Origin of the sequence: Actinokineospora fastidiosa, assembly GCF_014648415.1 — a bacterium.
GTDB lineage: Bacteria > Actinomycetota > Actinomycetes > Mycobacteriales > Pseudonocardiaceae > Actinokineospora > Actinokineospora fastidiosa.
The window spans coordinates 230,306-253,407 of sequence record NZ_BMRB01000005.1 but is presented as its reverse complement, the minus strand read 5'-3'; the positions used below and the strand labels follow the sequence as shown (position 1 = coordinate 253,407).

Genomic DNA, 23,102 nt, shown 5'->3' with positions numbered 1-23,102 from the left:
CTGCCCGCATGCCGCCGTCCCGCCTCGCCGACCGCGAGCCCGTGCTCGCGCCCGAGGAACTCGTCGCCGCGCTGACCCCGCCGCCCCGCTTCGGCGCGGTCTCGTTCGACACCTACCTGCCCAACCCGGACGAGCCCAGCCAGGCGGCCGCGGTCGCCGAGGGCCGGGCGTTCGCCGCACGGGTGGGCGCGCCCGCGCCCCGCTCGCTCATCCAGCGGCTGTTCGGCCGCGAGGAGCGCGGCAAGCCGGGCCTCTACCTCGACGGCGGGTTCGGCGTCGGCAAGACCCACCTGCTGGCCTCGCTGTGGCACGCGGCGCCCGGCCCGAAGGCGTACGGCACGTTCGTCGAGCTGACCCACCTGGTGGGCGCGCTCGGCTTCGCCGAGACGGTCCGGCGGCTCAGCGGGCACCGGCTGCTGGCCATCGACGAGTTCGAGCTGGACGACCCGGGCGACACCATGCTCGTGACCCGGCTGCTGGCCGAGCTGACCGACGCGGGCGTGGCCGTCGCGGCGACGTCCAACACCCTGCCGGACAAGCTGGGCGAGGGCCGCTTCGCCGCCGACGACTTCCTGCGCGAGATCCAGGCGCTCTCCGCGCGCTTCGACGTCGTCCGGGTCGACGGCCCCGACTACCGCCACCGCGGCCTGCCCGACGCGCCCGACCCGGTGTCCGACGCCGAGCTGGCGGCCAGGGCCGCCGCGCTGCCCGGGTCCACTCTGGACGACTTCGACGCGCTGTGCGCGCACCTGGCCCGGCTGCACCCGTCGAAGTACGGGCGGCTGGTCGACGGCGTGGCCGCCGTGCACCTGCGCGGCGTGCTGCCGCTCTCGGGCCAGGACGTGGCGCTGCGGGTGGTCGCCTTCGCCGACCGGCTCTACGACCGGGCCGTCCCGGTCGTGGTGTCCGGCGCGCCGGTCTCGGAGCTGTTCACCCCCGAGATGCTGCGCGGCGGCTACCGCAAGAAGTACCTGCGCGCGGTGAGCCGCCTGGTCGCGCTGTCCCGGGACGCCGTCGCCGCCTAGGGCCTGCGGCGGCGGCCCTCGCGGCTCTTGTGCTCGTCGATGAGCGCCCACACCGACACGCCCGACCCGTCCTCGCGGGCCCGCGCACCGGCCCGTTCGGGTTCGCCGCGTTCGGTGAGTTCGCGTCGGACCTGGTCGTAGATGGGTGTGTCGGTCACCGCCGTCCTTCCGCCGTTGATCGTCCTGAGCCCAGGTTACGCACGGTACGCCCTCGCTCGGGTAACGGCGCAGCGTGGTCCGGTAGCTACGTCGGGTGATCCGCCCGGGTGAACGGCTACGCAGCGGCGTTTTCCGTGGCATCGCGCTCGCGGGGCCGTCGCGCGAGCGTCCCCCACAGGAAGGTGACGACCGCCGACGCCCAGAGCGCGCCGCCGAGGATGTCGGTCGCGTAGTGGTATCCCATGCCGACGATCGCCGCGCCCGCGACGGCGATCAGCGGGATGGCGGCCGCGATCCACCTCGGCCCCGCGGCGATGACCAGCACGGCGAGGATGGCCGCGAGGGCGGTGGTGTGGCCGCTCGGATAGGCGAGGTGGTCGCCGTGGACGCGGCCGAACGCGGGCTTGAGCGCCCAGGTGTTGAGCGCGACCGCGATCGCGGGGCCCGCCGCCGCCATCAGCGCGACCGAAAGGCGGCGGCGGGCCAGGACGACCGTCGCGGCGATGACGGACAGCGTGGCGACCGGGTGCGTGGTGAGGCTGAGCGTGTCCCACAGCGCCGACGGCCCGCCGAGGCGCGCGGCGATCCAGGTGTCGACGGCCGTGGGGCCCTCGCCCACGGCGATCCCCAGCACGACGGCCGCGACGGCGCAGGCCAGTGCCCAGATGAGCATGGGTGCAGTGTGGCCGACGGCCGGGGCCTCGGCGGAGCCGGTCGAACCCTGGACATCCAGTTAACTGGAGCTATTAGCCTTGATCGCACAGGCGAAAGGGGAAACAGTGCCAGTCGAGTTGAACCACACCATCGTCAACGCCACCGACAAGACGGCGTCGGCGCGCTTCCTGACCGAGATCCTCGGGCTGCCGGAGCCGGTCCCGTACGGGCCGTTCATGACCGTCCCGCTGGCCCACGACCTCACCCTCGATTACTACGAGACCCCCGCCCCGATCACCAGCCAGCACTACGCCTTCAAGGTGACCGAGGAGGACTTCGACGCGGTGCTGGCCCGCGTCGTCGACCGGGGCCTCACCTACTGGGCCGACCCGTACCACCGCGAGGCGGGCCGGATCAACACCAACGACGGCGGCCGGGGGTTCTACTTCGAGGACCCCGACGGCCACAACCTCGAGGTGCTGACCCGCTCCTACGGGGCAGCGGTGTAGGCGGCGAACACCCGGTCGGCGGCCGCCTGGGCCTCGGCCGGGTCCGTGCCCGCGGCGACGCTGGCCTCGCGCCAGCGCTCGTTCGAGGCCCGCATGAAGGCGACCCCCTCCGCCGATGCCGTCCACTCGGCCGCCGAGGACGGCTCGACGGCGGGGGAGCCGGACAGGTGCTCGGCCAGGCCCATGATGCCGAGGTCCCAGCCGATGCCCACCGCGCCGGGGCCGTACTCGGCCCAGCGCTCGTCGTCGACGTGGGCGACGTGCTCCAGCTGGAACCGCACGCCCGCCTCCACCGGGGTCAGGGTGACCTCGATCCAGCTCACGTCACCGCCGAACTCCCAGGTGGCGGCGAAGGACGTGGGCGGGTCGCAGCGCTCGACGACGCCGCCCGCGTTGCCCTCCAGCTGGTAGCGCCCGCCCAGCCGCAGCTCGCCGGTGACGGGCAGGAACCAGCGCGGCAGGCGCTCGGGGTTGGTCAGGGCGTCCCAGACGTCCTCGACCTCGCCCTTGTAGGTCTGCGACACGGTGAGGACGCGGGCCTCGCCCGCCTCCAGCGTGCGCGAGCCGATGGTGCGCGACACGGCGTTGATCTGGTGGTCGACATCGATGGTCATGGCTTTCCTCTCTCACGGCGGCCGCGGGCCAGCTCGGTGGCCAGCGCGTCCAGGTGCGGCGTCCAGAAACGCCGGAAGCGGTCGAGCCACGCGTCGACGTCGCGCAGCGGCGCGGAGTTCACCGAGTACAGCCGCCGCGTCCCGGCGGCGCGCACGGTGGTGAACCCGTTCTCCCGCAGCACGCGCAGGTGCTGGGAGACGGCGGGCTGGCTGATGCCGAACTCCGCCTGGATAGCCGCCGACACCGCACCCGAGGTCCGCTCGCCGTCGGCGAGCAGTTCCAGGATGCGGCGTCGGACGGGGTCGCCGAGGACGTCGAACGCGTGCACGGCGCCAAGCTATCAGCCGCTACTTATATAAGCAACCGCTACCGAAGACCGGCGTCGACGGCGTTCATCAGCACGCCGGTGTCGCCCGACATCTCCCAGGCCATCACCCCGAGCAGGCCGCGTTCGCGCACCCACGCGGTCTTCCTGGCGATCGCCCACGGATCGTCGAACGTCCACCACTGGTTGCCGTTGTAGCAATAGGTCGCCACCGCTGCCGTGTCGTGGTGGATCGTGCAGTTGGGGACCATGGCCAGCAGGTTCCCGTACCCCCGGGTGCCCGCCTCCTCGGCGAACTGCCCGGGCGCCGCGCCGGTCGCGGACTGCCACTCGCCGTTGCGGCCGCCGTTGGGCACGCCCTGCCAGCCGCGTCCGTAGAACGCCAGTCCGACGGTCAGCCGCCGTGGGTCGACGCCCGCGTCGGTGTAGGCGTTGATCGCCGTCTCCACGCTGAACTTGTTGGTATACGGGTCATCGGCGTCCACGTAGAGGTTGCCCTGGTGGCCGGTGCGGTTGGGCTCCCACGAGTTGTCGCTGCCTGAGCCGTGGAAGTCGTAACCCTGCACGTTGGCCACGTCCAGGTACTGGAAGATCTCCGGGACCTCCCAGCCCGCGGCCACCTTGCCCGGGTCGGCCGGGGTGAAGGCGTGCAGTTCGTAGCGCTTGCCGGTGGTGGCCGACAGCGCGTCGAGCTGGCGGCGGAACTCGGCCATCAGCAGCGTGTTGTTGCGCTTGTCGTTCGGGCTCCAGTGGTTGCCGGGGTGCCCGTCGGGGCTGCCCGGCCACTCCCAGTCGACGTCGATGCCGTCGAAGATGCCCGCGGCCGTGCCCGGCCCGCCCGCGCCGCCGTAGGGCTTGATGTTGCCCTTGATCCAGGTGTCGACGCAGGACGCGACGAACTTCTTGCGGGAGGCGTCGGTCGCGGCCACGTCGGAGAAGTACTTCGAGTACGTCCACCCGCCCAGCGAGACGAGGATCTTCAGGTTCGGGTACATCGTCTTGAGCTTGCGCAGCTGGTTCAGGTTGCCGCGCAACGGCTCCCAGCCGGTGTCCGCGACGCCGTCGACCGACTGCGAAGCCGAGAACGGGCGGGAGTAGTCGGCCTCGGCGTCGCCTGCGCCGTCGCCCTGGTTCGGGTCCTGCGGGTTGGACGTCGTGCCCTTGGTGACCCCGGACAGGCAGGTCAGGTTCACCGGATCGATGTTCTGGAACGCGTACAGCAGGTGGGTCAGCTTGGCGGCGGCCCCGGAGGTGTGCAGGTTCTTGACGAAGTACTGCCTGCCGTAGATGCCCCACTGGACGAAGTAGGCGACCCGCGCGTACCCGTCCACGATGTCCCCTGTGGACACCGTGACGGCGGGGCTGGCCGCTGAGAGGTTGTCGTAGCCGTCCTTGGCGCGGACGGAGAAGCTGTAGGACGTGGACGGCGCGAGGCCGGTGATCTTCGCGCTCGTCCCGGCGGCGGTCACCGGGTCGGCGCCCGCCCGCAGCACCTCGTAGCCCACCACGCCGGTGTTGTCGGTGGCGGCGTTCCAGCTCAGCGTGACGCTGCCGGAGTCGGCCGCCGTGGAGCGCAGCCCGGTCGGGACGGTCGGGGGCTGGGTGTCGTCGGCCGGGTTGTTCGTCGTCACCGCGAGCGGCGCGCTGTCCGGCGACGCGGTGCCCTTGGTGTCCTTCGCCCGCACGGTGAAGGTGTACGACGTGTTTGGCGTCAGGCCGGACACGGTCGCCGACGTCCCGGTCGTCGACGCCGCGACCGCGCCGCCCTGGAGGACGTCATAGCCCGCGACCGGCAGCGATCCCGCCGTGGACGCGGTCCAGCTGAGCGTCACCGACTTCGTCGTCTTGACGGTCGCGCGAACGCCGGTGGGCGCGGTCGGCGGGGTGTCCGGCGTGCCGTCGCAGTTGGCGTTGTCGATGCGGCACTGGGTCGGCTGCGCCGCCGCGCTGAGCCGGAACGTCGGGCTGTAGGGGTAGGTGGACCGGCCCGGGTGCACGGTGTTGATGTAGTACGCGGGCTTCAGCGTGACCTGGTTGCCCGTCTGCGTCACGGTGGCGTGCGATCCGGTGCTGGCGGTGACGCCTGCCGGCAGGGTGAAAGTGATGGCCCATCCGGTTACGGCGGCGGACCCGGTGTTGGTGACGGTGTACTCGCCGGTGGTCCCGGTGAGCGCGAGCGTGGCCCGCAGGCTCCCGTCGGCGGCGGCCGGGACGGCCGGGACGACCAGGGTGGCCAGGATCAGGCCGAGCAGGGCGATGAGCGGTCTGCGAACGCGGTTCATGGGCTGTGCTCCCCTCGCGGAAACAGCAACATGGTCTAGACCATGTGCCGAATGTAGCGAGGTCGAGCGCAGCGGGTCTAGACCAATCCGGCGTCAATCGGCGGGGCGAGCCCGGCCAGCGCGTGCCGCACCGAGCCGAGGTCGCCGTCGAACAGCCAGGTCACGGTGCCGTCCGCGGACTCGCGCCGGGCGTGCACGTGGTCGAGGTCGAACACCACGACGGTGTCCGCTGAGTCGTCCGACCACACCCGGCACGCCAGGAACCCGGCGAACTCGGTGGGCAGGCGGGACCACCCCTCGGCCATGAGGTGGCGGACGAAGTCGGTGAAGTCGGCGACGGTCGGCGTTGCGGCGGGCATGGCGGTCCTTCTCCGGTCGCGGGGTGGCCGGTCCGCTGGTCGCACCGCCGCGGGCGGCGGCGGTCGGGGGCGCGGCGTGCGGACCGGCCACGCGGACGCCGCCGAGCGAGGGAGGCGGCGTCGGGGTTCGGAGCGGGTTTCGGGCTCTGGAACGTCACCCGCGAGCCCCTTTCCGAACGCTGGTGGCCGGGGAGCGCCCGCCTGCGCGACTGGGCGTCCGGGAGCGGACGGGGCTCCCCGGGCGGGAGGCGTGCTCCCACGCGGGAAACGCTAGGTTGTAGTGCACTACATTGGCGAGTCCTTCGATTGGGTGAACTCCCATTCCTTGCGGATGCGGCAAGCTGAGCGCAGCCATTCGACGAAGGGGGTCCACTGTGGTCGCCAGCAGTCCCACCGTCCTGAAGCGGTGGATCGCGTTCGAGCTGCGCAGGCTGCGCGAGCGCGCGGGCATCGGCCGCGAGCAGGCCGCGGCGGCGATCCACGGCAGCGTCACCAACATCGGCCACATGGAGGTCGGCCGGTCGCTGCCCGGGCCGCTGGAGCTGGAGCGCCTGCTGGAGCTCTACGGCGTGCCCGAGCGCATCGAGTTCTGGCGGGAGCTGCGGCTGCGCGCCAAGAAGGGCAAGGACTGGTGGATCGGCTTCGGCGACGTCGTGCCCGACTACTTCTTCCTGTTCCTCGGCCTGGAGTGCAGCGCGCGGCAGATCGAGAGCTGGGACGCCCACATCGTGCCGGGTCTGTTCCAGACCCCGGACTACGCCCGCGCGGTCTTCCGCGGGCTCCGGCCGGGACTGTCGGAGGCGGAGATCGACCAGCAGGTGGAGCTGCGGCTCGCCCGGCAGCACGAGGTGCTCGACGCTGAGTCACCGCCGGTGGTGTGGCGGGTGATCGCCGAACCCGCGATGCGGTGGGAGGTAGGCAGCCGGGACACGTTGCGTGCACAGCTACGCTCTCTGCTGGAACTGGCCGAGAAGCCGAACATCGAACTCCAGGTGCTGCCGTTCTCCGCGGGCGCGCACATCGGGGTCGACGGGACGTTCAGCCTGCTGACGTTCCCGGCTGAGTTGGAGAACGACCAAGGGGTGGTCTTCGCGGAGACGCGGGTGAAGGGCTACTACTACGAGGAGCCCGAGCAGATCACCCGGTACCGCGACGCTTTGTCGAGGTTGCGGGTGCAGGCGATCAGCCCGGCGGAGTCTCCGGCGTACATCCACCGGATAGCGAAGGAGTTGTGAGCATGAGGTTCCAGGAGGTCGCCGGTGGCCTCCCGGCCATGACGCGGTGGCGCAAGTCGACGTACAGCGCCGAGAACGGGTGTGTCGAGGTTGGACCGTCCGTTGCTGCCGTCGGCGTGCGGGACACGAAACTGGGCGCGGTGAGCCCGGTGCTCGTGTTCCCGCGTCCCGCGTGGTCGGAGTTCACCGTCAGCCTGCGCTGAGGCAGGTCGTGGAGTGCCCCGGTCCACACGCTGCGTGGACCGGGGCACTCGGTGGCCGGACGCCCAAACCGATGATGCCTCACGATTCGGTGACCCGCCAGCCGGTAGGTTGACGCCATGGGGGAGCGTCGCGTGCCGTATGCCGATCCCGGTCGACCCGACATCCGCGGCCCCGGACGGTTCCTGTGGTGGCTCGCGATCGCGCAGTGGCGGCAGTCGGCCCAGGGCACGCTCTGGGGCACCCTCTGGATGTGCGGGCTGATCCTCCCGCCGTACCTGGTGCAGCGCGCGATCGATGACGGCCTGCGCGCGGGCGACCGGTCCGCGCTGCTGGGCTGGACGGCCGCGATCGCCGCGGCCGGGCTCTTCGACGCCGCGGTCGCCTGGATGCGCCACCGCACCATGACGCTGGTGCGCGGCGACGCCATGTACCGCACGGTGCAGGTCGTGGTGCGGCACGTGGTCCGGCTCGGCGCGGAGTTCCCGCGTAGGCTCTCCGCAGGCGAGCTGGCCAGCGTGCAGGCCACCGACATGCAGCGCATCTCCTGGGTGATGACCTCGACGGGGCCGGGCGTCGGCGCGGTCGTGGCGTACGCGCTCACGGCGGTCGTGCTGTTCGACGTCTCCTGGCTGCTCGCTGTCGTCGTGCTGCTCGGGGTGCCGGTGATGGCGGTGACGCTCGGCCCGCTGCTGCGGGGGCTGCGCGGCCGGGAGAGCGGCTACCGCGAACGGCAGGGCGCGCTCACCGCGCGGACGGCGGACATCGTCGCCGGGCTGCGCGTGCTCTGCGGCATCGGCGGCAAGGACGTCTTCGCCCGGCGCTACCACGCCGACTCCGCCGCGCTGTGCGCCGACGGGTACCGGGTCGGGGCGATCACCAGCTGGGTGCAGGCCGTCGGGGCCTGCCTGCCGGTCGTCTTCCTCGCCGCCGTCACCTGGATCGCCGCGCGGCTGACCGCGGCGGGCACGATCACGGTGGGCGAGATGGTCGCCGTCTACGGCTATGTCGCCGTGCTGGTCGTCCCGGTGAGCTTCCTCATCGAGGGCGCCGACGACATCTCCCGCGGTCTGGTCTCCGCCGAGCGGGTGGTCGCCGTGCTGTCCGTGCCGGTCCCGGAACGGGAGAACACCGCGCCCGCGCCGGTGTGCGCCCCGCTGACCGATCCCTCCGGGGTCCGCGTGGAGCCCGGGATGCTGACCGCCCTGGTCAGCACCGATCCGACGCCGGTGGTCGAGCGCCTGGGCGGCTATGCGCCCGGCGCGTGCTGGGGCAACGTCCCCGTGCCCGACGTCGCCGACCTCCGGGCGCGGGTGGTGGTGTCCGACGATTCCGCCTACCTGTTCCCCGGTCCGCTGCGCGCGGTGCTCGGCGGCGACGAGCCGACGGCGGCGATCCGGGCCGCGGCCGCCGAGGACATCGTGGAGGCCCTGCCCGAGGGGCTGGACACCGTGGTGGAGACGCAGGCCAGGAACCTCTCCGGCGGCCAGCGCCAGCGGCTGCGGCTGGCCAGGGCCCTGCTCGCCGACCCGGACGTGCTGATCCTGGTCGAGCCTGCGTCGGCGGTGGACGCGCACACCGAGGCCGCGATCGCCGACGGCGTGGCCGACTACCGCAAGGGCCGCACGACGGTGCTGGTCACGACATCGCCCCTGCTGCTCCAGAAGGCCGACCGCGTGTGCTTCGCCCACGACGGCAGGGTTGTCGAGGGCACGCACGCCGAGTTGCTGGCGGACGCGGACTACCGCGCTCTGGTCGAGAGGGAGGCGTGATGACCGCGTTCCCGGTGGCGGACCGGCGCGCGTCCCGCCGGGCCCGGCGGGAACTCCTGCGGGGCGAGCGGTGGCCGATGGCCGGGGTGCTGGCGCTGACGGTCGCCGCGGCGGCCGCGGGGCTGGTCGCGCCCTGGCTGCTCAGCCGGATCATCGGCCTGGTCGAGGACGGCGGGGCGACCCCGGACGCGGTCGACGCGCTCGCGGGCGCGATCGTCGGGTTCGCGCTGCTGCAACTCGTGCTGACCCGGCTGGCGCGGCGAGCCGCGCACCGCATGGGGGAGCGGGCGACGGCCCGGCTGCGCGACGGCCTGGTCGACCGCGTCCTCGCGCTGCCGACCGGGGTGGTGGAGCGCGCCGGGACCGGCGACCTGGTGACCCGCTCGACCGCCGACGTCGCCGCGGTCGGGGCGACGCTGCGCGACGCCGCGCCGGACCTGCTGGTCGCCGCGGCGCAGGTGCTGCTCGTGCTCGGCGCGGTGTTCCTCCTGCACCCGGTGCTCGGGCTCGCCGCCGTCTCCGGGCTCCCGATCGTGGCGCTCGGGGTGCGGTGGTACCGCCGCCGCGCGCGTCCGGCGTACCTGGAGCACGGGCGGGCGAGCTCGGCGGTGGCCGAGTCGATGTCGGCCACCGCGGAGGGCGCGCACACCGCGGAGGCGTACGGCCTGGCCGATGAGCGCGTGCGGGACTGCGATCAAGCCGTCGACGCGGTCTACCACACGCGTTATCGCACGCTCGCCTTGCGGCTGCGGGTGTTCCTCACCGTCAACCTGGGCCACGTGACGCCGCAGTTGGTGGTGCTGACGGCGGGCGGCTCGATGTACTTCGCTGGCCGGGTCGGGCTGGGCGAGCTCGTCGCCGCGGTCCTGTACGTCTGGCAGCTCGCCGACCCGGTCAGCCGGGTGGGCCTGTGGCTGGAGCAGATCGAGGCGAGCATGGCCGCCATGGCCAGGATCGCCGGGGTGGCCGCGCCCGAGGAGCCCGCGGGCGGCGCGGTTCCCCACGACGACCGCGTCCGGCTCAGCGGCGTCCGGTTCGCCTACGTGCCGGGGCGGGACGTGCTGCACGGCATCGACCTCGCGGTGCGGCCGGGGGAGCGGCTGGCGATCGTCGGGCCGTCCGGGGCCGGGAAGTCCACCGTGGGCAGGCTCATCGCGGGCATCGACCGGCCGCGCGAGGGGCGGGTGCTGCTGGGCGGGGCGCCGGTGGCCGACATCGACCCCGCCGAGCGCAACCGGCTGGTCGTCCTGGTCACCCAGGAGCACCACGTGTTCATCGGGACGCTGCGGGAGAACCTGGCCATCGCCGACCCCGACGCCGACGACGCCGCGCTGCTGGCCGCGCTCAGGACGGTCGGCTGGCCGGAGGCGGACCTCGACGCGCCGCTGAAGGGCCTGCCGCCGGACAAGGCCCAGCTGCTCGCCCTGGCCCGCGTCGTCCTGCGCGACCCGCACACCGTCGTCCTCGACGAGGCGACCTCCGTGCTGGACCCGCGCTCGGCGCGGGCGACCGAGCGGGCCGTCGCGGCGGTCCTGAGTGGACGGACCGTCATCGCGATCGCGCACCGCCTGCACACCGCGCACGACGCCGACCGGGTCGCCGTGGTCGACCACGGCCGGATCACCGAGTTGGGCTCACACGACGAGCTGATGGCCGCGAACGGCCCGTACGCGAGCCTGTGGCGGTCCTGGCACGGGTGAGCTACCAGGGCGGGCGCGCGGTCATCCCGCCGTCGACCGCGATGTCCTGCCCGGAGACGAACGACGCGAGGGGCGAGGCGAGGAACACGCACACGTCGCCGACGTCGGCCGCCGTGCCGAGCCTGCCCAGGGGCACGGTCTCCCGCCACCGCTCGACGCCCTCCGGCCACTCGTCGGCCAGCCCCGGTCGGTCGATGAGGCCGGGGGAGACGGTGTTGACCCGGATGCCCGCGCGCCCGTACTCCAGGGCCGCCGCGCGGGCGTGCATGACCAGGGCCGCCTTGGACGCGCTGTAGTGGGCGTGGCCCTCGGCGGGCGCGTGCGCCTGGATCGAGGCGATGTGGGTGACCGACCCGCCGCCCGCGCGGGCCATGATCTTGGCCGCGGCCTGGGTGCAGGCGAACGCCGAGGTGACGTTGGTGTCCACAACGGACCGCCAGTCCGCCGCGGTCATGTCCGCCAGCGCGAGGTCCGGCTGGATGCCCGCGTTGTTGACCACGGCGTCGAGGCGGCCCGCCCAGCCCGCCGCCTCCGCGACGAGCCGGGCGCACTCGGCCTCGACGGCGAGGTCCGCCCCGATCGCCACGGCCCGCACGCCCAGGTCGGCGGCCAGCGCCTCGGCGGCGGCGCGGTTGCGGTGGTAGTGGGCCACGACCGCGGCGCCCGCCTTGGCGAACCGGCGGGCGATCCCGGCCCCGACCCCGCCGCTCGCCCCGGTCACCAGGACGGTGGCGCCGCGCAGGTCGATCACGAGTCCACCCCCGGCGGCATCGCGGTCGGGGCGCCGGTGCGGGACAGGGCGCGGATCAGGTCGGCGTGCCGCGGATAGGCCAGTGCCAGGACCTCGGGGTCGCCGCCGCTGTAGTCGGACGGCACGAAACCGGGGGCCATCGTGGTGCCGCACAGCGCCCACTTGCCGCCGGGCCTGACCCGCGCGCCCATCCAGGTGCCCGCGGGGACGGTGAACTGCACGTGCTGGCCGTCGAGGACGTCGGGGCCGAGCACCTCGACGCGGCCGTCCGAGCCGAGCAGCAGCAGTTCGACGGGATCGCCGAGATAGCGGTGCCAGACCTCGTCGACCGGGAGCCGGTGCATGGCGGAGAACCCGTCGCCCTCGGTCAGCAGCACCAGGATCGCCGAACCGGCGGGACGGCCGGCGGAGACCGCGCCCGCCCAGGTCCGCCGGTACAGTCCGCCTTCTGCGGGGAGTGGCACGAGCCCGAACCGGGCGGCGATGTCGTCCGCGGTGACCTCCATGGGGATCACAGTACGTGAACTCCCGGAAGCGGCCCGGGGAACGCTCGCGGGCCAGGTGACAGCGGGGTCGTCACCGGGGGAGCGGTGTAAGGAGGAGGATGAGCACCGATCCCGACCGGGCCGCCGCGCTGCCGACGGCGGCCCGTGCCGCGACGATCGTGGCCGTCGGGCGAGAGGAGGAGCGAGACCAGTGACGGTGGCGCGTTTCCCCGCCCCCGGCGACCGGCGCGGCGGGGACGACCCCGAGCCGGGCGAGCAGGCGAGCCGGGCGCCCGACCGCTCGCCCACGGCGGGGGTATGCGCCGTCGAGCCGCCATGCTGAGCGGGGTCCCGGCGAGCCCGGGGACGGCGGTCGGCCCGCTGGCCCGGCTCGCCCCCGCGCCGGTGCTGCCCGCCGAGCGTCCCGAGCCCGGCCCGGACGAGCACGCGCGCGCCATGGCGGCTCTGGACACCGTTGTGTCCGAACTGGAGGGTCGCGCGGCCGGGTTGTCCGGGGACCTCCGGGACATCATGGACACCCAGGTGATGATGGCCCGCGATCCGGCCCTGGCGGCGGGCGTCCGCGCGGCCGTCGAGCGGGGACTGCCCGCGGCGTGGGCGGTGCACGAGGCGTTCGACGTGCACCTGGAGGCGCTGTCGGCGGTGGGCGGCTACCTGGGCGAGCGGGTCGGCGACCTCGCGGACCTGCGCGACCGCGCGGTCGCCGTCCTGCTCGGCCTGCCCCGGCCCGGCCCGCCGTCGGACGACACCCCGCACGTGCTGGCGGCCGTCGACCTCGCGCCCGCCGACACGGTCGTGCTGGACCCGGCGCGTGTGCTGGCGATCGTGACCGAGAAGGGCGGGCCGACCAGCCACACCGCGATCGTCGCGCGGTCGCTGGGGATTCCCGCCGTCGTCGCCTGCCCCGCGGTGGCCGCGGTGGCGGAGGGCACGCGGGTGATCGTGGACGGCGGCGCGGGGACGGTCGCCGTGGACCCGTCCGATTCCGAGGTGGCGCGGGTCCGCGCCGCGGCGCGGGAGCGGGCGGACGACCTCGCCGCGCACACCGGGCCGGGCCGCACGGCGGACGGGCACCCGGTGGCGCTGCTGCTCAACGTCGGCGGCGGGGACGCGGGAGGAGCGGTGGACGCCGAGGGCGTCGGCCTGTTCCGCACGGAGTTCCTGTTCCTCGACCGCGCGACCGCGCCGTCGTTCGACGAACAGCGCGCCGCCTACAGCGCGGTGTTCTCCGCCTACCCGGGTCGTCCGGTGGTGGTCCGGACCCTCGACGCGGGCGCGGACAAACCGCTGCCCTTCGCCACGGCGGGCGACGAGCCCAACCCCGCGCTCGGCGTCCGCGGCTACCGGATCGCCCGGCGCGACCCCGCGCTGCTGGACACCCAGCTGGCCGCGATCGCCGCGGCCGCCGCCGAGTGCCGGGCCGACGTGCGGGTCATGGCGCCGATGATCGCCACCCCGGCCGAGGCCGCCGCCTTCGCCGCCGCGGCCAGGGGAGCGGGCCTGGCCGCGGTCGGGGTGATGGTCGAGATCCCGGCCGCCGCCCTGCGCGCCGCCGCCATCCTCGCCGAGGTCGACTTCGTCAGCGTCGGCACCAACGACCTCGCCCAGTACACCTTCGCCGCCGACCGGACGCTCGGCGAGCTCGGCGACCTGCTGGACCCGCGCCAGCCCGCCCTGCTGTCCCTGGTCGCCGCCGTCGCCTCGGCGGGCCGCGCGGCGGGCAAGCCGGTCGGGGTCTGCGGCACGGCCGCGGGCGACCCCGGCCTCGCGCCGGTGTTCGCGGGCATGGGCGTCACGAGCCTGTCCATGCCCGCCGCGCTGGTCCCCGCCGTCCGCGCCGCCCTGCGCGCCCACACCCTCGCCGAGTGCGCGGACCTCGCCGCGGCGGCCGTCCGGTGAAGGAGCCCGTGCTCGCCGGTCGGCCTGCGCGCCCGACCCGTCCGCCCGCTGGTCGAGACCGCGACCAGGCTCGCCGTCGGGCTCCCGATCGGCCGCGCCGAGGAGGTCGTTCTGCTTGCGAGGGCGACGGCGCCGAGGCCGCCGCGGCGCTGATCGGGGCCGCCTAGCCCACGTCCCGGTGGCCGTTCTGGGCGATCAGGTCCTCGCGCGCCCTGGCCACCCGGGAGCGGATCGTCCCGATCGGACAGCCGCAGATCTCGGCAGCCTCGGCGTAGGACAGGCCGAGCACCTGGGTCAGCAGCAGCGCCTCCCTGCGGTCCTGGTCGAGGCCCGCGAGCAGCTGGCCGACCTCCACCACCTGCTCGAAGCCCGTCCGCCCGACCGCGCGCGCGTCGGCGGCGGCCTGGTAGTCCACGGAGTGGGCGACCACCGGGCGGGCGCCCCTGGCCCGCAGGTGGTCCACCACCGTCCGGCGGGCGATCGACAGCAGCCACGTGCGCGCCGACGAGCGGCCCGCGAAGGCGGGGAGGCTGCGCAGCGCGCGGAGGTAGACGTCCTGGGTCAGGTCGTCGGCCATGCGCGGCTCGGTCAGGTGGGAGACCAGACGCCAGACGTCGCGCTGGGTGGCCTGGACGAAACGCTCCAGGGCGGCGCGGTCGCCGGAGCCCGCTGCCAGGGCCCACGCGGTCACGTCGTCACTTTCCGGGGTCGGCACGGGCCCGAGGGTAGCGAAGAAACCCAAGGGAACTCTGAGAGTCCCGCGTCCGACCAAACAGGGCGTGGACTGCGAAACATGCCGAGAAGCGGTATCCGCGCGCCTGGACGGCGAGACCGAGCCGCCGGGGGCCGACGCCCACCTGGCCGAGTGCGCCGTCTGCCGCGAGTGGGCCGCCGAGGCCGTCACCCTGACCCGCCTCCTGCGCGTCCGCGAAGTACTCCCGACCCCGGACCTGACCACCGCCGTCCTCGCGGCCCTGCCGCCTGAGATTCACCCGGCCCCGGACGAGAACTCCACCGAATCGGGTGATTTACCCGTCGCCAGCCGACGGCCCTCGCGAGTGACCTCGTTCCTGTTCCGGCTGAGGCCGACCCACCGCCGCGCCACTCCCCACCCGGCGACGAGGTCCACGGCGAGCCCGGACGGCGTGGAGTCCGCGAGTCGTTCCATGGCAGGCGCGGCGGGTGTCCTGTCCGGGCCGGTGAGCCCCGATGCCCCTGAGCCCGCGGGTCGGCGGAGGCTGGCGTTGGGCATGGTGGCCGTGGCGCAGCTGACCCTCGGCATGGCCCAGCTGCTCGGCGTCACCGGGCACCCGCATCCCGGCCACGTCGACCCCCACGCCACCGCGCACCTGCTCAACGAGTCGTCGGCGTGGACCATCGCGCTCGGGATCGGGATGGCGTGGGCCGCCTTCCGGCCCGCCGTGGCGACGGGGGTGCTGATCACCACGACCGGGTTCCTCGCCGTGCTGAGCCCGTTCGCCGTCATCGACCTGGCCACGGGGGCCGCGACGGTCGGCAGGGTCGCCTCGCACGCCATCCTGGTGCTCGCCGTCGGCCTGCTGATCAGCATCCGCCGTGGCCCGCACCGCGCCGGGCTCGCGCCGGACGAGCGGGTGGGCGGTCCCGGCCGGACCGAGCGCCAGCACCGCGAGCACGTCCGCCGCGCCCACCTGCGGCCGGTCAGCCGAAAGTCGGCGGCCTAAAGAGGCAACACCTGGTGACTTCTCAACAAGACCTCCGCATACTGTGCGCGATCACCCGCTCACAGGAGGTCGATTCGTGTCCCCTGCCTTACGAATCCCCGTCTTGGCCGCTTCGGTCCTCGCCGCCGGAGCCCTGATCGCCCAGCCCACCGCCGCCCAGCCGACCGCCGTCGCCGCCGACCCCACCGCCGCCGTCACCGCGGCCATGACCGCGCGGAAGCCCGCCGTCATGGCCGCGCCGAAGATCGACATCACCCGTCGGGACGGCGACTGGGCCTTCGGCACCGCCGTCGCGCTCGGCGTGCCCGGCACCGACCGGATGCCCGAGGGGTGGCTGTTCCTCGCCGAACGCACCCCCGACGGCTGGCGCGTCGCCCTCGACGGCGAGCCCGGGTTCGCTGGCCTCGCCGCCGAGGCGCCCGTGGTGACCGAGGCCGAGAAACCGCTGTTCGCCCAGCAGAACGGCCTGCAGGCGGCGGGCGACTTCCGCACCGGCATGGCCATGCCGTGGACCACCGGCCAGACCTGGGGCATGCCCGGCGGCCCGCACGGCTGGTCCGGCACGCCCACGCCGTGGAGCTCGCTCGACCTCGCGGGCGGCGACCAGCGCGTCCGCGCCGCGCGCGGCGGCACGGCCTACACGATGTGCAAGGGCTGGATCCGCGTCGTGCACGACCGCGGTTACGCGACCGACTACTACCACCTCTGGAACAACATCAACGTCAACGGCGCGGCCGTCGCCCAGGGCGCCTACCTCGGCGACACCGGCACGGACGTCACCTGCGGCGGCTCCGCGTTCGGCAGGCACGTCCACTTCGCACTCCGTCAGAACAGCGCCTACGTCGGCATCGCGGGCCACAACGTCGGCAAGTGGGTGCCGCAGAACGGCGGCGCCGCCTACCAGGGCTCCGCGCTGCACGGGAGCACCCGGGTCGCGGCGGGCGGCTCGGTCTACAACTACGGCCCGCTCGGCTTCAACCAAGGCGTCGTGGACACCAACGGCGGCGGCACGCTCAACAAGCGCTCCGGCCCCGGCACCGGCTACGGCGTGGTCGGCTCCGTCGCCGACGGCGCCACGGTCACCGTCTCCTGCTCCGCCAACGGCACCTCGCACACCGGCCGCTACGGCGCCACGACCCTGTGGGACCGGCTCAGCGACGGCACTTGGATCAGCGACGCCTACCTCTGGACCGGCGTCAACGGCCCGATCTCCGGCTACTGCTGACCACCAGGGGTGGCGGGTCGGTCGCCCGGCCCGCCAGCCCGGTCAGCCCGACCTACCCAGCCCGATCCGCCAGTCCGGCAGCTCGCCCAGCCGGTTCGGCAGGCCGGGCAGCCCGGCCCGCCGACCCGGCCCGGCAGCCGGTCGGCCAGCTCGGCCCGGCAGTTCGGCCCGTCGGCCCGCTGGCCCGATCTAGCCAGTCCGATCCGCCAGTCCGCAGCTCGGCCAGCCGGTTCGGCAGGCCGGGCAGCCCGGCCCGCCGACCCGGCCCGGCAGCCGGTCGGCCAGCTCGGCCCGGCACGGCCCGCTGGCCCGCCAGCCCGATCTAGCCAGTCCGATCCGCCAGTCCGGCAGCCCGGCCCGCCGACCCGGCCCGGCAGCCGGTCGGCCAGCCTGCCCCGGCAGTTCGGCCTGCCAGGCCCAGCCCCGGCCGGTCAGCCCAGCGTGCCCGTGGCCAGCAGGCCGCCGTCGACGCGGACGGTCTCGCCGGTGATCCACCCTGCCCGGTCCGAGGCCAGGAACGCCACCAGCTCGGCCACGTCCTCCGTCGTGCCCAGCCGCTTCAGCGGGTAGGTCTGCGCCGTCTCCTCCTCGCCCCTGGCGTACAGCGACTCGGCGAACCGGGTCTTGATCAGCCCGGGCGCCACGGCGTTCACCCGCACCTTCGGCCCCAGCTGCCAGGCCAGCTCCTCGGTCAGCCGGATCAGCGCCGCCTTCGACGCGCCGTACGCGCCGATCACGCCGGTGGAGCGCAGCCCGGCCACCGAGGCGATGTTGACGATCGAGCCGCCGTGCTCGCCCATCCACGCCTTCACGACCAGCTGCACGTATCCCAGCGCGGCCACCACGTTGGTGTCGAAGATCTTGCGCACGCCGTTGAGGTCCATGTCGACGAGCGAGCCGTAGACCGGGTTGATGCCGGTGTTGTTGACCAGCACGTCGAGGCTGCCGAACTCCGCCATCGTCTGCCGCACGACCTCGTCGCGGTCCTCGTCGCGCCCGGTGTTGGCCGCGACCGTCAGCACCCGCGCGCTGCGCACGGCGGAGCGGATCTGGGCCGCGGCGGCTTCCAGCGCGTCGGCCTTGCGCGCGGTGAGGGTGACGGCGGCGCCGCCGCGGGCCAGCTCGGTGGCGATCGCCAGGCCGATGCCCCGGCTCGCCCCGGTGACCAGCGCGGTCTTCCCGGTGTACTCGGCAGTAGTCATGGCTGGCACTGTAGCTAAGCAAGCGCTTAGCCGCGAGGGTGTGAAATCCGGTCGACCACCGGGGCTACACTCGGGTCGTGGTCTTCACCGACTGAACGGCGGGTCCGCCCGCGAGCGAGCGGCTCGTGGGCCGCTGACCCCTGCCCGGCGACCACCCAATCTCGGAGAGAATCCACGTGATCACCGCCACTGACCTGGAACTGCGCGCGGGCTCGCGCATCCTGCTCGCCGACGCCGCGCTGCGCGTCCAGCCGGGCGACCGCATCGGACTCGTCGGCCGCAACGGCGCGGGGAAGACCACCACGCTGCGCGTGCTCGCGGGCGAGGGCGAGCCGTACGCGGGCGAGGTCCGCCGCAGCGGCGAGCTGGGCTACCTGCCGCAGGACCCGCGTGAGGGCGACCTGTCCGTCACGGCCAAGGACCGCGTGCTCTCCGCCCGCGGCCTCGACGAGCTCGCCCGCGAGATGGAGAAGGCGCAGTCGGCGATGGCCGAGCTGGCCGACGACGCCGAGCGCGAGCGCGCCGTGCGCAAGTACGGGCGCATGGAGGAGCGCTTCGCCGCCCTCGGCGGCTACGCCGCGGAGAGCGAGGCCGCCCGCATCTGCGCCAACCTCGGCCTGGCCGACCGCATCCTGGTCCAGCCGCTGCGCACGCTCTCCGGCGGCCAGCGCCGCCGCGTGGAGCTGGCGCGCATCCTCTTCGCCGCCTCCGACGCGGGCGCGGGCGGGCGCTCGGGCACGATCCTGCTGCTCGACGAGCCCACCAACCACCTCGACGCCGACTCCATCGGCTGGCTGCGCGGCTTCCTCAAGCAGCACAACGGCGGGCTGGTCGTGATCAGCCACGACGTCGAACTGCTCGGCGACGTGGTCAACAAGGTCTGGTTCCTCGACGCCACCCGCGGCGAGGTCGACCTCTACAACATGGGCTGGCAGCGCTACCTCGACGCGCGCGCAGCGGACGAGAAGCGCCGCCGCCGCGAGCGGGCCAACGCCGAGAAGAAGGCCGGGGCGCTGCTGGCCCAGGCCGACAAGATGCGCGCCAAGGCGACCAAGGCCGTCGCGGCGCAGAACATGATCAAGCGCGCCGAGAAGCTGGTCGCCGGGCTGGACGAGGTCCGCCAGGCCGACAAGGTCGCCAAGATCCGCTTCCCGGACCCCGCGCCCTGCGGCAAGACACCGCTGACGGCCGAGGGGCTGAGCAAGTCCTACGGCTCGCTGGAGATCTTCACCGGCGTCGACCTGGCCATCGACCGCGGCTCGCGGGTCGTCATCCTCGGCCTCAACGGCGCGGGCAAGACCACACTGCTGCGGCTGCTGGGCGGCATGGAGAAGCCCGACACCGGCTCGGTCGTCCCGGGCCACGGCCTGCGCATCGGCTACTACGCCCAGGAGCACGAGACGCTCGACCACGCAGCGAGCGTGTGGCAGAACGTGCGCCACGCCGCGCCGGACGTGCCCGAGCAGCAGCTGCGCTCGCTGCTGGGCACGTTCCTGTTCCAGGGCGAGCAGCTCGACCAGCCCGCCGGGACGCTCTCCGGCGGCGAGAAGACCCGCCTCGCGCTGGCCGGGCTGGTCTCCAGCGCGGCCAACGTGCTGCTGCTCGACGAGCCGACCAACAACCTCGACCCGGCCAGCCGCGAGCAGGTCCTCGACGCGCTGCGCCGCTTCACCGGCGCCGTCGTCCTGGTCACGCACGACCCCGGCGCGGTGGAGGCGCTCCAACCCGAGCGGGTGATCCTGCTGCCCGACGGGACCGAGGATCACTGGTCGCCGGAGTACCTCGAACTCGTGCAACTTGCGTGAAAATCGCCGTTTTCCTGGGCGGGTGTAAAAGCCGGATCACGCACCGTCCCCACTTCGGTATCCGCCGTGATCGCCAGGTTAGACACGTTTTAGTCATCTCGTCTGGCATTCCGCGCCACCGTGTTCGATCATTGCGGCGGTAGGGGTCATCCGTGGCCCCCACCACTCGCGACGGAAGGCGGACAACGTGGCTGACCTCAAGAAAGGCGCGCGGATCACCGGCGCCATGCGCGACAAGCTGGCCACCGACTTGAAGAAGAAGTACGAGAAGGGCGCGAGCATCCGCGCCCTCGCGGAAAGCACGGGCCGGTCCTATGGATTCGTGCACCGCGTGCTCTCCGAGTCGGGCGTGACCCTGCGGGGTCGGGGCGGGGCCACCCGGACGAAGAAGAAGTAGCCCGCGAGGGCCGCGCTGCGGGTTCCCGGTGTGGTGCCGGCATCGGAATCCGCTGCGGAAACCGGTTCGATCAGTCGAATCGGAGTCGGAATCCGCGAGCCGAAACCGCATGATCGTTCCCCGGTCCCCGCCGGCTCGGTGTGGACCGGCTCCCCCGCACCCCGGGCCGGGCCCGGGGGTCCTGGGATGATTCCAGGCGCTCCCGGCGTCGCAGTCGAGTCGGGGCGAGGGGAGTCGGCCGATGGACAACGCGCGCAGTTTCCTGCGCGGCTCGATGCGGGCCGCGGACACGCCGAAGGCTCTGCGGACCGGGACGCTGCGCCGGGTGCTGGTCTTCAGCAGGCAGCACCGGGGCCGGTTGGTGTGGTTCCTCGCGCTGACCGTGCTGTCGGCGGTGCTGACCGTGACCACCCCGCTGCTGGCGGGCCGGGTCGTCGACGCGATCGTGGCGGGGTCGTCGACGTCCACCGTGGTCTGGCTGGCCGTGGTGATCGCCGCGCTGGCCGTGGTGGCGGCGGGACTGGGCGTGGCCGAGCGCTGGCAGTCGGCGCGGATCGGCGAGGGCCTGATCTACGACCTGCGCCGGGCGGTGTTCGAGCACGTCCAGCGGATGCCGGTCGCGTTCTTCACCAGGACGCGCACCGGCGCGCTGGTCAGCAGGCTCAACAACGACGTGCTTGGGGCACAGCGGGCGTTCACGTCGACCCTGGCGGGGCTGGTCACGAACGTCATCCAGCTGGTGCTGTCCCTCGCCGTGATGATGACGCTGTCGTGGCAGGTCACGGCGCTCGCGCTGGTCCTGCTGCCGGTCTTCGTGCTGCCCGCGCGCCGGATGGGCCGCCGGATGGCCGACCTGCAGCGCGAGGCGGCGGGCCTGAGCGCGGCGATGAACACCCAGATGACCGAGCGCTTCTCCGCCCCGGGCGCGACGCTGGTCAAGCTGTTCGGCCGCCCGGACGCGGAGTCGGCCGACTTCGCCGAGCGGGCGGGCCGCGTCCGCGACATCGGCGTGCGCACGGCGATGGCGACCCGGTGGTTCATGACCGGCCTGCAGCTGGTGTCCGCGCTGGCCCAGGCGCTGGTGTACGGGCTCGGCGGCTACCTCGCGCTGCGCGGTGAGCTGGCGCCGGGGACGGTGGTGGCGCTCGCGCTGCTGCTGACCCGCCTCTACACCCCGCTGACGGCGCTGGCGAACGCGCGTGTGGACATGATGACGGCGCTGGTGTCGTTCGAGCGCGTCTTCGAGGTGCTGGACCTGCGGCCGATGATCGAGGAGCGGCCGGACCCGGTCGCGCTGCCGCCCGGGCCGGTGTCGGTCGAGTTCGCCGACGTGCGCTTCGGCTACCCGGCGGCGGAGAAGGTGTCGCTGGCGTCGCTGGAGGAGGTCGCCGTGCTCGACCGGCGCGGCGGGGTCGAGGTGCTGCACGGGGTCTCGTTCACGGCCGAGCCGGGGGAGATGGTCGCGCTGGTCGGGTCCTCAGGGGCGGGCAAGTCGACGATCGCGACCCTGGTGCCCCGGCTGTACGACGTGGACTCCGGCGCGGTGCGGCTGTCCGGGGTGGACGTCCGCGAGCTGTCGTTCGCGTCCCTGCGGGAGGCCGTCGGCGTGGTCACCCAGGACGGGCACCTGTTCCACGACACCATCCGGGCGAACCTGGCGTACGCGTGCCCGTCCGCTGGCGACGACGAGCTGTGGGACGCCCTGCGCGGGGCCCGCCTCGACGCGCTCATCGCGTCCCTGCCGGACGGGCTGGACACGGTCGTCGGGGAGCGCGGCTACCGGTTGTCCGGCGGCGAGCGCCAGCGGCTGACCATCGCCCGCCTGCTGCTGGCCCAGCCGCGCGTGGTGATCCTGGACGAGGCGACGGCCCACCTGGACTCGTCGTCGGAGGCCGCAGTCCAGGCCGCCCTCGCCGACGCCCTGCGCGGGCGCACCGCCCTGGTGATCGCCCACCGCCTGTCGACCATCCGGGCCGCCGACAAGATCCTGGTGGTCGAGGACGGCCGGATCGTCGAGCAGGGCACGCACGACGACCTCCTGGCCGCCGACGCCCGCTACGCCGAGCTGTACCGCACCCAGTTCGCCGAGGACGCCGCCGCCTAGCCAGCCGTCCCGCCACGCGACGCGGGAGGAGAGCAGGTCCCGGGTGCACCCGCGGTCACCTCGGCGCCCGTGACCGGGCATCCCGATTCGCGTGCGCGACCACCCGATGCGGGCGTGGCGGCGCTCGCCCGCCTACTCGGCGAGGCGGTGGATGACGATCACGCCGCCGTGGGCGGGCTGGTCGCGGCGCTCGTCGTCGGTGGTGACGTACTCGTCGAGGAGCGCGCGGATGCGGCGGTCCAGTTCGGCGGCGTCGGCGGGGGAGAGGTGCAGGGCGAACCGCGCGAAGGTGCTGACCGACTCCGGTCCGGCGGCGCGCAGTTCCTCCTGGAGCGCGTCGATGGGGGCGAAGGCGGCGTCGGCGCCGGTGTCCGCTGGGTCGTCCAGCCACCAGGAGCGCGCCTTGGCGCGGTAGGGCTTCTCCAGCGCCCCGCTCTCGCCGGTCCGGACGGGGGCCTGCTCCAACAGGCCCGCGTTGATGAGCGTGCGGACGTGGAACAGGACGGTGCCGGGATCGCGGCCGAGCCGGTCGGCGAGCTGCTTGTTGGTCAGCTCCCCCTGCCAGCACAGCCGCAGGATGCGCAGGCGCAGCGGGTGGGCGAGGGCCTTGGCCTCGGCGGCGGTCGCCTCGCGGTGGGGCAGCATGGGGGAATCGTACATCGGTGGAGTTTTCT

Annotated in this window: 24 protein-coding genes; 13 read left to right on the top strand and 11 right to left on the bottom strand. The window is 73.8% G+C overall.

What is annotated here, in order from left to right; genetic code table 11:
* The first annotated feature begins 8 nt into the window (after positions 1-8).
* The gene (gene zapE / locus IEY98_RS25575; protein ID WP_189213174.1) at positions 9-1,025 is read left to right on the top strand and encodes a cell division protein ZapE; all 1,017 of its coding nucleotides are present in this window, start codon (positions 9-11) and stop codon (positions 1,023-1,025) included.
* On the opposite strand, the gene IEY98_RS25570 is transcribed toward zapE, so the two are convergent.
* Together IEY98_RS25570 and IEY98_RS25565 are read right to left on the bottom strand one after the other, a co-directional pair.
* A complete protein-coding gene (locus tag IEY98_RS25570; protein ID WP_189213173.1) occupies positions 1,022-1,183 on the bottom strand; it encodes a hypothetical protein in 162 nt (53 codons plus the stop codon). The two genes, zapE and IEY98_RS25570, sit on opposite strands and share 4 nt — an antisense overlap.
* 116 nt (positions 1,184-1,299) lie before the next feature.
* On the bottom strand, positions 1,300-1,857 hold the full coding sequence (locus tag IEY98_RS25565) for a phosphatase PAP2 family protein (RefSeq protein WP_189213172.1): 558 nt from the start codon (positions 1,855-1,857) through the stop codon (positions 1,300-1,302).
* Positions 1,858-1,963: 106 nt separating this feature from the next.
* Between IEY98_RS25565 and IEY98_RS25560 the strand changes: the two genes are divergently transcribed.
* Entirely contained in the window at positions 1,964-2,347 is a 384-nt protein-coding gene (locus IEY98_RS25560) for a VOC family protein (RefSeq protein WP_189213171.1), read from the top strand.
* On the opposite strand, the gene IEY98_RS25555 is transcribed toward IEY98_RS25560, so the two are convergent.
* The 4 genes from IEY98_RS25555 to IEY98_RS25540 all read right to left on the bottom strand — a co-directional run bounded on the left by IEY98_RS25555 (position 2,329) and on the right by IEY98_RS25540 (position 5,928).
* Positions 2,329-2,961 (bottom strand): SRPBCC family protein, encoded by a 633-nt coding sequence (locus tag IEY98_RS25555; RefSeq protein ID WP_189213170.1) that lies wholly within the window; start codon positions 2,959-2,961, stop codon positions 2,329-2,331. The two genes, IEY98_RS25560 and IEY98_RS25555, sit on opposite strands and share 19 nt — an antisense overlap.
* Positions 2,958-3,290 (bottom strand): ArsR/SmtB family transcription factor, encoded by a 333-nt coding sequence (locus IEY98_RS25550; RefSeq protein ID WP_189213169.1) that lies wholly within the window; start codon positions 3,288-3,290, stop codon positions 2,958-2,960. The genes IEY98_RS25555 and IEY98_RS25550 overlap by 4 nt, the downstream gene beginning before the upstream one ends.
* Positions 3,291-3,328: 38 nt before the next feature.
* Positions 3,329-5,569, bottom strand: a complete 2,241-nt coding sequence (locus IEY98_RS25545; RefSeq protein ID WP_189213168.1) for a glycosyl hydrolase family 18 protein — start codon at positions 5,567-5,569, stop codon at positions 3,329-3,331.
* 77 nt (positions 5,570-5,646) lie between these two features.
* Entirely contained in the window at positions 5,647-5,928 is a 282-nt protein-coding gene (locus IEY98_RS25540) for a hypothetical protein (protein WP_189213167.1), read from the bottom strand.
* Between the two features lie 374 nt (positions 5,929-6,302).
* Here IEY98_RS25540 and IEY98_RS25535 point away from each other — a divergent pair, with 374 nt between their 5' ends.
* The 4 genes from IEY98_RS25535 to IEY98_RS25520 all read left to right on the top strand — a co-directional run bounded on the left by IEY98_RS25535 (position 6,303) and on the right by IEY98_RS25520 (position 10,836).
* Positions 6,303-7,163, top strand: a complete 861-nt coding sequence (locus IEY98_RS25535) for a helix-turn-helix domain-containing protein (RefSeq protein ID WP_189213166.1) — start codon at positions 6,303-6,305, stop codon at positions 7,161-7,163.
* 2 nt (positions 7,164-7,165) lie between these two features.
* Entirely contained in the window at positions 7,166-7,366 is a 201-nt protein-coding gene (locus IEY98_RS25530) for a DUF397 domain-containing protein (RefSeq protein ID WP_189213165.1), read from the top strand.
* Positions 7,367-7,483: 117 nt separating this feature from the next.
* The gene (locus tag IEY98_RS25525; RefSeq protein ID WP_189213164.1) at positions 7,484-9,136 is read left to right on the top strand and encodes an ABC transporter transmembrane domain-containing protein; all 1,653 of its coding nucleotides are present in this window, start codon (positions 7,484-7,486) and stop codon (positions 9,134-9,136) included.
* Positions 9,136-10,836, top strand: coding sequence for an ABC transporter ATP-binding protein (locus tag IEY98_RS25520; protein WP_189213163.1), 1,701 nt, complete (start codon positions 9,136-9,138; stop codon positions 10,834-10,836). Before IEY98_RS25525 ends, IEY98_RS25520 begins: the two co-directional genes overlap by 1 nt.
* A 1-nt stretch (position 10,837) precedes the next feature.
* Here the strand turns inward: IEY98_RS25520 and IEY98_RS25515 are convergent, their stop codons facing one another.
* Together IEY98_RS25515 and IEY98_RS25510 are read right to left on the bottom strand one after the other, a co-directional pair.
* On the bottom strand, positions 10,838-11,587 hold the full coding sequence (locus IEY98_RS25515; RefSeq protein WP_189213162.1) for an SDR family NAD(P)-dependent oxidoreductase: 750 nt from the start codon (positions 11,585-11,587) through the stop codon (positions 10,838-10,840).
* On the bottom strand, positions 11,584-12,093 hold the full coding sequence (locus IEY98_RS25510; protein WP_189213161.1) for a cupin domain-containing protein: 510 nt from the start codon (positions 12,091-12,093) through the stop codon (positions 11,584-11,586). Before IEY98_RS25510 ends, IEY98_RS25515 begins: the two co-directional genes overlap by 4 nt.
* A gap of 190 nt (positions 12,094-12,283) precedes the next feature.
* Here IEY98_RS25510 and IEY98_RS33195 point away from each other — a divergent pair, with 190 nt between their 5' ends.
* Together IEY98_RS33195 and IEY98_RS25505 are read left to right on the top strand one after the other, a co-directional pair.
* On the top strand, positions 12,284-12,415 hold the full coding sequence (locus IEY98_RS33195; protein ID WP_258906644.1) for a hypothetical protein: 132 nt from the start codon (positions 12,284-12,286) through the stop codon (positions 12,413-12,415).
* Complete coding sequence (locus tag IEY98_RS25505; RefSeq protein ID WP_229787435.1) at positions 12,409-13,992, top strand: putative PEP-binding protein; 1,584 nt, start codon at positions 12,409-12,411, stop codon at positions 13,990-13,992. The genes IEY98_RS33195 and IEY98_RS25505 overlap by 7 nt, the downstream gene beginning before the upstream one ends.
* 163 nt (positions 13,993-14,155) lie before the next feature.
* Here the strand turns inward: IEY98_RS25505 and IEY98_RS25500 are convergent, their stop codons facing one another.
* Positions 14,156-14,707: a sigma-70 family RNA polymerase sigma factor gene (locus tag IEY98_RS25500; protein WP_189213159.1), complete on the bottom strand. Its 552-nt coding sequence runs from the start codon at positions 14,705-14,707 to the stop codon at positions 14,156-14,158.
* Between the two features lie 64 nt (positions 14,708-14,771).
* Here IEY98_RS25500 and IEY98_RS25495 point away from each other — a divergent pair, with 64 nt between their 5' ends.
* Positions 14,772-15,695 (top strand): hypothetical protein, encoded by a 924-nt coding sequence (locus IEY98_RS25495; RefSeq protein WP_189213158.1) that lies wholly within the window; start codon positions 14,772-14,774, stop codon positions 15,693-15,695.
* A 103-nt stretch (positions 15,696-15,798) separates the two neighbouring features.
* Positions 15,799-16,920, top strand: coding sequence for a M23 family metallopeptidase (locus IEY98_RS25490; RefSeq protein ID WP_229787433.1), 1,122 nt, complete (start codon positions 15,799-15,801; stop codon positions 16,918-16,920).
* A 431-nt stretch (positions 16,921-17,351) separates the two neighbouring features.
* Here the strand turns inward: IEY98_RS25490 and IEY98_RS25485 are convergent, their stop codons facing one another.
* The gene (locus IEY98_RS25485; RefSeq protein WP_189213156.1) at positions 17,352-18,122 is read right to left on the bottom strand and encodes an SDR family oxidoreductase; all 771 of its coding nucleotides are present in this window, start codon (positions 18,120-18,122) and stop codon (positions 17,352-17,354) included.
* A 176-nt stretch (positions 18,123-18,298) separates the two neighbouring features.
* On the opposite strand from IEY98_RS25485, the gene IEY98_RS25480 reads away from it, so the two are divergent.
* From IEY98_RS25480 to IEY98_RS25470, 3 genes are all read left to right on the top strand, one after another.
* Positions 18,299-19,927, top strand: coding sequence for an ABC-F family ATP-binding cassette domain-containing protein (locus IEY98_RS25480; protein ID WP_189213155.1), 1,629 nt, complete (start codon positions 18,299-18,301; stop codon positions 19,925-19,927).
* Positions 19,928-20,114: 187 nt separating this feature from the next.
* Positions 20,115-20,324, top strand: coding sequence for a helix-turn-helix domain-containing protein (locus IEY98_RS25475; protein ID WP_189213154.1), 210 nt, complete (start codon positions 20,115-20,117; stop codon positions 20,322-20,324).
* A 241-nt stretch (positions 20,325-20,565) separates the two neighbouring features.
* Complete coding sequence (locus tag IEY98_RS25470; RefSeq protein ID WP_189213153.1) at positions 20,566-22,428, top strand: ABC transporter ATP-binding protein; 1,863 nt, start codon at positions 20,566-20,568, stop codon at positions 22,426-22,428.
* A 132-nt stretch (positions 22,429-22,560) separates the two neighbouring features.
* On the opposite strand, the gene IEY98_RS25465 is transcribed toward IEY98_RS25470, so the two are convergent.
* Positions 22,561-23,073 carry an ArsR/SmtB family transcription factor gene (locus IEY98_RS25465; RefSeq protein WP_229787431.1) on the bottom strand — a complete coding sequence of 171 codons (513 nt, stop codon included), beginning with the start codon at positions 23,071-23,073 and terminating at the stop codon, positions 22,561-22,563.
* Positions 23,074-23,102: the final 29 nt, after the last annotated feature.